The organism is Alicyclobacillus kakegawensis NBRC 103104, assembly GCF_001552655.1.
GTDB classification, from domain to species: Bacteria; Bacillota; Bacilli; order Alicyclobacillales; family Alicyclobacillaceae; genus Alicyclobacillus_G; species Alicyclobacillus_G kakegawensis.
Map to the genome: position 1 here is coordinate 24,380 of NZ_BCRP01000024.1, position 10,146 is coordinate 34,525.

Consider the following 10,146-nt stretch of genomic DNA (forward strand, 5'->3'; position numbering starts at 1 on the left):
GATCAGCTAGGCGCGCACCCGGTGCCCGCAGGCCGTACAGACCCACACCTTGCGGTTTCCCGACATGCGCAGCTGCATGGGTTCCCCGTCCAATGGACAGTGGGTATGTGGGTCGATCTCCCCCACCTTGACGTGGCGTGGTGGTGCACCCTGCGTGGAGCGGCGCAAGGATTGGCGGGTCAATTGCTCTCGTTCCTGCCACGGGATCTCCACGCGCGCAGGTTGAAGCTTTTCGGAGTAATCTTGTTCACGGCGCAGAGTGAGACGTGGCCGGGTGAATTCACGGGTCTGCGTTCTCTGTTGAGACGATGTCTTTGCGCGCCCTGGTTCCTGTCGGAAGACGGACTTTGAGCTCAAGCTGTCCGTGCGGATTCGGAGCTGGGGGCGAACATATGCGTTGGGCTTTTCTGCCGCCGGTGTGTTTGTCCGCTCCGCGTCGTCGGGATGGGTGTTCGTCCTCGTGTCATCGGGGTGGTGCCCAAGCGAGTCTTTTTGGACTTTCTCCCCGCCCGGCAATCCAGGTGGGTCCACGTCTATCGTCCTAGCGTGATCCACCCGCGTCTTCCGTGGTGCATATACGTCCCTGCCCAATGACACCCCCCACCGATACACGTATAAGGTCTGGTTCCCCAAGGTCAGCAACGGCCACTTGACCCGCGCAACCGTGTCAGCCTTGGGATATACGGACACGGGCCTGGGGCGTCGCTGCCGAACGGATTTTTTCACTGTCCCGCCAGCGACTTGTTTCATGAGGGAGCGGTTCTCTCCGGGCTCGGTGATCCGCATGCGCACCGGATTTTGGCCTTTCCGCTCCTTGACGCCGATGTAGATCACTTCGTTTTCCGTGAGACCGTAGCGGATAAAATGGGGCGAAAAACGGTCTACCCACTCTTCTTGTTCCGTTTTGGTGACCAAAGGTTCGCCCCGGTCCCGGCCGAGTCCCCCCATGCGGATCTGCCGGGTAGAGGTGTTGGTCTTAATCCGTTTGATCCGTCCGCATAACTTGGAGACGGCCTGGGCATCATCCGCGCCCAGGTTCGAGAGATACACCCAGTGGCGCGTTGACCCCTCCATTGTCTCTAGGTAACCTTTCCCGACTTGCTCCATTTGTGCCCTCGACTGCATAGCCATGACCATCGAGTGGCAGTGTTTGCGGCCTTGAGTACGAATCTCATTGATGGACCGGGTGGCATACGATGGATACTCGTCCACGTAGGTGTACACTGGCGGTTTGTCGTTATCCTTGCCAGGCCGGTTCAACACCGCCTGTTGTAAGAACACCAGCACCATGCGCCCCACCAGCTTGCCGGTTTCCGTTTGTCCGGTGATGACAGAAAGCAGCTCACCTTTACGGCCATGCGGGGCACCTTGTTTCCAGGCCTTCAGGTCTTCGGCTTTCGGCCTGGCCCACTCTGGCGGGTCGATCCAGGTCTCGAAGTCAAAATTCGGCCGTCCCGCCGAGGCCGCCACTTCCGTACCCAACAGTTCCTGCACGTACTGACTGGAGATGAGCACACGAACCTTTCCGCGGAGGCCCCGGATGATGTTCTTGTACGCTTCCGCGTTCTTGCCGGTGAGACTTCCGCCAAACTCGTTGATGATGCTGGCGGCTGCACGGCGTAACATCACTCGCTGGGGTTCGGTAAGCTTGGGCCAAACCACGGTTCGGATCCATTCGGCCCGTGGTTCCGGCAGAGGCTGATCCAGCGCGCCCTGGGCCTCGTGATCCGCAACCATTTGAACCCTCGTCGCCTCCGTGAACAACTCGTCCATCTGTACGAGATACCGGTCATACCACCCGATCATGTCGATCTCTACCGGGTTACCCTCGTCGTCAAAGCCGTGCAGGAACTTGTACAGCTGCAGCGAATCCGTCGTCGCTTGAGCAGCCATAATGTCGAAGAACGCCTCTCCCTTGGCACGATCGCCGGTCTGTTCGTTCAGCACCACATTGACGTTGTTGATGATCGCGTCAATGTCGTTGCCAGCCAAAGGATTGAACCGGATGTTCGTGGTTTTTCCCTCTCCCACCTGACCATCAATGATGTGGATCCGCCGCACCGTAAGGCCGAGCTTCTCTGCGTAGCTCTCGATGCTTGGTTCTGGCTGGGGCGAGATCCAGACCACATTAGCCATGACCCCGCGGGCCAGGGCCTCGAGGTCTTGATAGATCATCGGCTTCATCGTCATGAAGGTCTTGCCGGAACCAATCGGGCCGATAATGCCCATGTTGAGAAACCGGTCCTTCGCGCCAATGACCACTCTTTTACCCGCACCCTTCCCGGCGTCCGGCAATCCAGGCTCCGCCTCGCCGATGACCGTCCCGATGGTCACATCCGGAAAGGTATAGGTGTCTTCCCGACCGCCGCCTTTCGTAATGGGCTGCGTGAGCGAGACCCACAGACGGTTTAAGGCGTATCCGAACGAATAACCCGAGGCACGTACCATGCCCCAAACAAGCAGTACAATAAGAGCCACGACCAACAACACTGCGACCAGCCCATAGTTAGGGCCATGCACCGGCAGAACCGGTAGAGCCGATTCGTGATGGTGCGAATCCATCATCGGCATAACCACCCACGTTTGGTGAGGGTGTTTTGCCATAACGTCATTGACGCCTTGGTACAAGGCATACATCCCGTACCCAGCCGCACCCAATAGTCCCGCCAGAAACAGCCACCTACCGGCGCGCCAGGCGGAACTAGCAAACAGTAGAATCAACAGGGCGGGCACCAACAGAAGCAGCGGGTGTGACACAAAAGGTTGCAACGAAAACGACAGGTGCGGAAAAGGCAAAGGACTTGACATGTCCGCACCCTCAGTCCCCGATAAGCTCCCGACCCAACAAATCCAGCAGATGATATTGCCCCACTGGTTCTACCGCCGTGGCAAAGTAAAGCATGTTGGTACGCTCGTCATGTTGAACAAAGTAACGCCCCACCAGTTCCTCCCCGCGCCGAGTGATCTGCATGGTCCAGCGATCTCCCGGCAGGGTAGCCATCTTCCCCACCGGAACAAAGTGCAGTTCTCGCTCTCCAAACCGAATGTGTAGCTCTCCATCCGCCCGTCTGATCTCCCAGACCTTGGCCACGCTTTCCACCGGATACGACGCCAGTTTTTCCTCAACTGTATGGGTGATAAGTTCGATCTGGTTGAAAAGCTCCTCGCACAATCCGGAAAATCTCTTTTCCATCAGAGCGTCCCAGGCGTCCGCTTCCACCTGTTGCTGGACTCGCTTGGCTACCGACTCGACCAATTCTTGAATATCCATCACGCCCCACCTCCGACGTCCATTTTGAGGTGGACTTCAGCTCGGAAAATGCAATTTTGATGCAAGTTGACGTATCATACAGGTAAATAACCGTTTGAAAGAAGTGAGTATCCATTGCCACGTCCACCTAAACGCGACGAGGAAAAACGGACACATCGACTTACGGTGTACCTCACCGAGGAAGAGCGGGAGATGCTAGGTCTATTGGCCGAACGGGAGAACCGGCCCATGACACAGGTTCTGGTCTTGGCGATGAAGGAGTATCTCTCGAATCGACTCAATCCACCCGAACCACTCAAGAAAGCGATGTGGGAGCGAATCATGCGGGAGGAACGGGTATGGCTCAAGGGATTTGTCTGTAGAAACGGCCACCCCTTCTGGATTGAAGCAGCAGAGCCGATGCAACCTGACATCTGCCCGGTCTGCCGAAGTGAGCGACAACTTGCTCGAACGTGGGAAGGAATCATTCAGCGCGGACACGAAATATACAGGTAAAAAACGTTGGTTGTAAATCACCGATACACAATTTCTATTAAAAAGTCTCTTTTGTAATTTTTGTTTCTTTTATGGGCATCCTGCTATTGTAGCCTCGTAGAGGCGAGATAGGAGGTTCTCATGTGGATTGGCGGACAGTTTTCCAGGACTTCGAGAACCTCGACCACGAACAAAAACTGGAGCTCTTTCGGGCCATTCGAAGCGCTCTGTTTCCGGACACCCCGCAACCACTCGCAGCCTTAGTGGGCGAACTCCGGGAAGCTCGGTTTGCGCAAGCCATCACCTGTCCTCATTGCCATAGTCGGTCTGTGAAGTGCAACGGAAAGTATCGGTCCCGTCAGCGATACTTGTGTCGTGGATTCGGTAAGAGCTTCAATTACTTGACCGCCAGCCCCATCGCTGGTACGCACTATCCGGAGCTGTGGCAACGCTACTTTGAGTGCATGGTGGAGGGGCTCTCCCTCCCCAAGATTCCGAAGAAGCTCGGTATCCATGTCAGTACCGCTTTCTATTGGCGGCATAAGATCCTGAATGCAATCCGAGCGCTGGGCTCTGATATGCTCTCGGGCATCGTGGAATCTGATGAGACGTTCTTCCTGGAATCCATGAAAGGCAAGAAGCACATTCCTCACCGGCAGGCCCGTAGACGTGGGGGAAAGTCGCAGTACAAAGGGATTAGCCACGAACAGATTTGTGTACTGGTAGCCTTGGACTGCAATGGCGGCATCGTATCGCAGGTTGCAGGAAGAGGCCGGCCCACAGCGATTGACATAAACAACGTCCTGGGACAGTATATTTCTCCTACCGTGACACTTTGCACGGACTCGGTCACAAGCTATAAGAAATTCGCTCAAATGAAAGGTCTGGTGCATTATCGACTGAACGCCAACAAAGGCATTCGTACGAAGAAGGGCATATACCATATTCAGCACGTGAACGCCTACCATCGAAGGTTGAAGAGCTGGATGGAACGATTCAATGGTGTAGCGACGAGATATTTAGGCAATTATCTGTTCTGGTTCCGATTCCTGGAGATGCATAAAGGGATGGGGAAAGCCCAGCAACGACGGATTCTGCTGATTCAGGCGTGTCGTAAGCCGATAAAGACGCCTGTTCACGTGTTGAAAGCGGCCTTGCGGCCTTTCCCATTTTCCGTATCTTATCCAAATATAAAACGTTGCTACACATGGAAGACGATTGAAAGGGCCGGTATGAATATGCTGTTGCTGTCCTCTGACGAGATGTTGACAAGCCGAACGAAAATACACAAAATATATTAAACAAATAGGTTTTATGTCCATTAAACGAGGAGGCTGCTCACATGTCCCAAGTGGAAAAGCTACTGGAAGCGAATCAGGCGTACGCAGAACGGTTTTCCCAGGGTGAATTGCCCATTCCCCCGACGAAGAAAATCGCTGTACTCACCTGCATGGATGCTAGAATTGACCCCCTGCAAGCCCTGGGTGCGGAACTGGGGGACATTCATGTGATTCGAAATGCAGGGGGCCGCGTGACAGAGGATACGATTCGCTCGCTCGTGATTTCTGAACAGCTGCTGGGGACCAATGAAATCCTTGTGCTTCACCACACGGATTGCGGGATGCTGACGTTCAAAAATGAGGATCTTTACGATAAGGTTTCTCAGCGTCTTGGCCCGGATTCTGCCACAGCCGCTTCAAAAATAGACTTTTTGCCATTCGGTGATTTAGAGCAGAGCGTCCGTGACGACATCAAGGTACTTCGCGATTCCCCCCTGATTCCGAAGGATGTTCCCATCTATGGCGCGATCTACGACGTCCACACGGGTAAAATCACTCGACTCACGTAAAACGAGCATTTTCCTTTAGACAAAGCTATGAGGAATCGAGACCGCCAACCTGAACAACACTCTCTAACCATGCGGGGAGTGCCTTTATTTATGGACCCCAGTGTACTACGCCTAGTAGTGTCCGGTATGCTGTGTAAAAAGGCTCGTGCTCTTGGATATGTAAAATGAGCCATTCGCCCCCCTGGTAGAATGTGAGATTGGCAAGACCACACTACAGGGGAGGAAGAGCAAATGGCTCAGTATCAGAATACCGTGGACGACCAGATTTTGAAAGGTCTCTTTCAGCAGGATGGCGGTGTGGCCAAGTTGGTAGAGCAGGTGCTTAACCAGATCCTGCAGTCTCAGGTTACCGAACAATTGAAGGCCGCTCCATATGAACGCACCGAAGCACGCCAAGGTTACCGAAACGGCACACTCCCCCATACCCTGACAACCCGTGTCGGCCGACTGGTCCTACGTGTGCCTCGGGTTCGGAACGGCCAGTTCTCCACGGAACTGTTCACCCGCTACCAGCGCAGTGAACAAGCCCTGGTATTAGCCTTGATGGAGATGGTGATGAACGGCGTCTCCACCCGCAAGGTGGCTAAAATCACAGAGGAACTGTACGGAACCGATCGCACAGCCTACCGCCCTGCTGGGTGGGGCAAAGTAGAACGCCTGTTCCGGTTTCTCGACACAAGCTTCATCCCCGAAGCCTACGAACAAGTCGAGGCGGGGCATATCCGGACGCTTGGCGAGTTGAATGACGCATTTTGGGCCAAATTCGACATGCATCTTTTAACCTGCGTATTTCTCGAACTTAAACCACAACGAAGACAATGCACAAACAAGCTGCAACCACTCCAATCAAAGAATCCATAAATCCACCGGTACGTATCAAACGTATCCCTTGACGTTCATTCCACGGCCACAGAAGCGGCACGCCGCCGGCTACGCTGTCTGCCGCCAAGTGCAGAACGTATCCCACTGTCAGCCCCCACGCCGCGACGGATAGTGGGACGCCATGCACCTGGCTGAGAGCATTCAGCACAGTGAATGCTCCAGCGACAAACAAAGCCGTGCCCAGCAAGCTGTGCGTGAACGTCCGGTGTTCGGTGAACATCGCACCCACGATCCAAACCGCAAGCAGAATCGCCCCGAGTATCGGAATCGCCCCATGTACCGCGAGAAACAGAAGTCCTGCACCTGTAATGCCAAGGCCAATCCTGCGTGCGATATTGCTGTTCGTGCCCAGGGCGAAGCTCACCACTATAGCTAGTGCCCACAAGACCAAATGCGTCTGCCAATGCATGAGGAAAAGAAGTGCGGCCATGAACACAAACGCGACAACCTGCCCCAATCGCTCAACCCTACGTGCAGCAAGCGAATTTCGCTGGTCGAGATCCGGGAGTAAACTCCCGACAACAGCTGTGACGACGAGCAACGCTTGAGCAACAAGCGCACCGGAGGCCGCTTGCCATTCACGGCCCTGCGCGAGGTTGCGTAAGGTGTCCCAGTGTGCGTGCAGAATAAGTGGCGCAACTGCAACGGAAGTAACGGCCCCAACGGCCATGTGTGTTCGTCCAAACATATTGCAAACAGCCCCTTTCAACAAATACGATAACAGGCTGACGAAGGGCAGATAGCGCAAATTCGATGCGACTTTCTAGAGCCAAGTCTGCATTGACGTATATTCGCGCTGTGTTAAACTAAACATGAAAAGAGAGCCGGAGGGCGCGACCTCCGACTCCTGGGCACCGACGCCTTGAGCGTTGTCCCTGCCCAACAGACTTGAACGTTAGGCAAGTGACCGCCCCACAGGCGCTCAACCGATGGGGGCGGTCACTTGCGCTTTACGATGGCAAGAACCACTGCCACGACGAGCGACAATAGCGCCACGATGAATGATCCGAATTGGATCATCAACGACAGCGCAGTAGCTACGCTCATGGCCCCACCCCCTTCCCGGTATGCCGGGCAGGGAGTGACCCCCAAGGATAAGGTGCCTGGACATAAGTCTATCAGATTTCGTGTCTTTGGGAGAGGAGATTCAAGAAAAAACAGAGGAGTCCGTGCCGCCGGCCCCGCCTTCGCCGGACAGCGATGGCAGCCACGCTTGCTGCCCTACCCGACTTGCAGTATACACATTTAACACCGCGAAAATTGGCGGTTGAGCTACCTATTTTGCGTCCACTAGCTGCATCTGCAACGTTTTTTGCCCATTCCATTCGTTGTCTCCCACTTTAACGAGCAGATGACGGTGACTCGCTGTCCTCCACTCGTCTACCTCATTTCCATACCCAAACGCCAGGACTGGATACGTTCGGCCGACAGAGTCCCGAACCCATACTTTGAGGTGCTTGCGTTCGGCTCCGATTGCCTGTGCGGTGACGATTTGGGCATCGCGCACAAAGAACACCGGCTCTGGATTGCCTTGCCCAAACGGCTCCAATAACCGTAGGTCGTCGACCAGCTTGTACGAAAGCTCATCTATAGCTAATGGCGCGTCACAGAGAACGTGTGGATCCAACTCCACATCCTCGAACCAGTTTCTTTCTATTGCGTACCAGAACGATTGCTGCAGACGATTGAGATCCTTGGTATGTAGACTGAATCCGGCCGCCGCTTCATGCCCGCCGAAGTGCGTGAAAACGTGGATATGTTCTTGTACATCCGCCAATGTTCGGTATAAGTCGAAATTCGGAATGGCCCGGCCGGACCCTTTTGCCTTGTCGCCATCGACACTTATGCAGAGCGTGGACTTGTGGAAACGCTCCGTGAGTCGGCCGGCCACAATGCCAATCACACCCTCGTGCCATTGTCCCGCCACGACTATGCCTGGCTTGTCCAGCCAGTTCGGGTGCGCTTCGATTTGTTGAAGTGCTTCTTGCTCAATTTGGTCTTGTATTTGTTGCCGACGCTGGTTGTATGCATTAAGTTCTTTGGCAATCGCCCGTGCCTCACGTTCATCCTCTGCGAGGAATAGCTCTACCGCCCGCTTGGCATGGGCAAGTCGGCCGACTGCGTTGATACGTGGTGCGAGCCGGAATGCCACGTCCGTGGAGGATACGTCTTCACTGATACCTGCCACTTCCATCAGCGCAGTGATACCGGCTGAAAGGCGTAGGTTCATGCGCGCTATACCCTCGCGTGCCAACACACGGTTCTCCCCCACCAGTGGCACCTGATCCGCAATCGTTGCAAGACCGACCAATTCAAGCAGCTCTTCCGGAAATCGTCCAAGAAGAGCTTGGGCAACCTTGAACGCCACACCTGCGCCACAAAGATTGTGGAACGAGTACATCGACCTCGGATACGCCGGATGCACAACAGCGTAGGCATCTGGAATATCACCAATCTGGTGGTGATCGGTGATGATAAGATCCACGCCAAGCTCTTTCGCCGTGGCAGCTGCTTCAAATCCCGTGATCCCGGTGTCTACCGTGATGATAAGGGTTACACCGTCTTTGGCAGCTGCCCGCACTATATTTGCATGCAACCCGTATCCGTCCTTGAAACGCGACGGAACAAACCACGCCGGATCTGCGCCAAGGGACCGCAGTGCTCGTACCAGAATGGCCACACTCGCCGTCCCATCGACGTCATAATCCCCATACACTAGAATCTTCTCATGGCGCCGCACAGCTTCTTTGATACGCGCCACCGCTCGTTTCATGTGGTGCATAAGCAATGGATCGAGCAGTTGCGCTCGGTCTGGACACAAGAAACGTTCTGCCGATACGATTTGCGAGCAATGTCTCGTAGCAAGAATGCGAGCTACGACTTGATGAATACCAAAGTGAGCTGCTAGTTGCGCTGCCGCGTCTAGGTCAGCCTTCTGGCCTATCCACTTGCGCTGTAGCCTGGTTAGTTTCAGACTCATTATGAACAACTCCCTTCCGTAGCCTAAAGGGAATCCGCGTCCAATTGCTTTTGGCGCACGTGACTACAGCGTCAGCCTCTTGTAAGACTTTCTCAGCTTGTTCGTATAGTGGAAAGAACGGATCGAATGATTCCATCAGAAGACTGATTGTGGTCATTTCCGTCCCACAGTTCAGACACCGAATCATAAAGCCGACTTTCTATCAAACGCTTCTTTCATCAAAGTAGGCCAGCGCCTGTTCCGTGGCAGTTTTCAGCCGCACAAAGTCCTCTGTGCTGCCGCCAGAATCCGGGTGCATTTGCTTGGCCAAGGTGCGCCAACGCTCCTGAACATCCTCTTTCCTGGCTGGAATCTCCGTGAATCCGAGGTATCGGAAGAAGCTCGGAATCTCTACGGCCGGAGGTAGGTACCGCATTCCGGCTACCCAGGTCTGTAGCTCGTAGATTCCGCGTTCGACCATTCGGGCAAGGTCTTCGAGCGAGAGCACTAACTGAGCGAATGCGTCCGAGCCGTATTGCAACTTCACTCCACGGGCCTGAGCTTTCTTCACGCTGTGCTCGAATCGGTAGAGCTCTCCTTTGAGCCGAAACTGAACCCAGCAGCCGTGCCGATCCCAGTTGTAGTCGTAGTCCTCTTCCGGAACACCGAAGCGTTCCATGACAGTCTTCAACTTGCGTTCGTATAAGGTAA

At 54.6% G+C, this 10,146-nt stretch carries 8 protein-coding genes and 2 pseudogenes; 4 read left to right on the forward strand and 6 right to left on the reverse strand.

The window, feature by feature from the left end:
- Window positions 1-6: 6 nt before the first annotated feature.
- Together AK2_RS14035 and AK2_RS14040 are read right to left on the reverse strand one after the other, a co-directional pair.
- Complete coding sequence (locus tag AK2_RS14035) at window positions 7-2,808, reverse strand: type IV secretory system conjugative DNA transfer family protein (protein WP_067935779.1); 2,802 nt, start codon at window positions 2,806-2,808, stop codon at window positions 7-9.
- 10 nt (window positions 2,809-2,818) lie between these two features.
- On the reverse strand, window positions 2,819-3,271 hold the full coding sequence (locus tag AK2_RS14040; protein ID WP_067935782.1) for a hypothetical protein: 453 nt from the start codon (window positions 3,269-3,271) through the stop codon (window positions 2,819-2,821).
- Between the two features lie 114 nt (window positions 3,272-3,385).
- On the opposite strand from AK2_RS14040, the gene AK2_RS14045 reads away from it, so the two are divergent.
- From AK2_RS14045 to AK2_RS14060, 4 genes and pseudogenes are all read left to right on the forward strand, one after another.
- Entirely contained in the window at window positions 3,386-3,766 is a 381-nt protein-coding gene (locus AK2_RS14045) for a hypothetical protein (RefSeq protein WP_157076363.1), read from the forward strand.
- A 122-nt stretch (window positions 3,767-3,888) separates the two neighbouring features.
- Window positions 3,889-4,893: pseudogene (locus AK2_RS14050) on the forward strand (IS1595 family transposase); the annotation flags it as partial.
- Between the two features lie 194 nt (window positions 4,894-5,087).
- The gene (locus tag AK2_RS14055; RefSeq protein ID WP_067935790.1) at window positions 5,088-5,594 is read left to right on the forward strand and encodes a beta-class carbonic anhydrase; all 507 of its coding nucleotides are present in this window, start codon (window positions 5,088-5,090) and stop codon (window positions 5,592-5,594) included.
- A gap of 231 nt (window positions 5,595-5,825) precedes the next feature.
- A pseudogene (locus AK2_RS14060) lies at window positions 5,826-6,209 on the forward strand (transposase); the annotation flags it as partial.
- A 184-nt stretch (window positions 6,210-6,393) separates the two neighbouring features.
- On the opposite strand, the gene AK2_RS16625 reads toward AK2_RS14060, so the two are convergent.
- The 4 genes from AK2_RS16625 to AK2_RS17215 form a co-directional block, all read right to left on the reverse strand.
- Window positions 6,394-7,164, reverse strand: a complete 771-nt coding sequence (locus tag AK2_RS16625) for a metal-dependent hydrolase (RefSeq protein WP_083521232.1) — start codon at window positions 7,162-7,164, stop codon at window positions 6,394-6,396.
- 251 nt (window positions 7,165-7,415) lie between these two features.
- Window positions 7,416-7,523, reverse strand: a complete 108-nt coding sequence (locus AK2_RS16630; protein WP_157076364.1) for a putative holin-like toxin — start codon at window positions 7,521-7,523, stop codon at window positions 7,416-7,418.
- Between the two features lie 229 nt (window positions 7,524-7,752).
- Window positions 7,753-9,456: a single-stranded-DNA-specific exonuclease RecJ gene (gene recJ, locus AK2_RS14065; RefSeq protein ID WP_067935793.1), complete on the reverse strand. Its 1,704-nt coding sequence runs from the start codon at window positions 9,454-9,456 to the stop codon at window positions 7,753-7,755.
- A 202-nt stretch (window positions 9,457-9,658) separates the two neighbouring features.
- Window positions 9,659-10,146, reverse strand: a 488-nt coding sequence (locus AK2_RS17215; RefSeq protein WP_083521234.1) for a hypothetical protein, incomplete at its 5' end; no start/stop codon positions are given.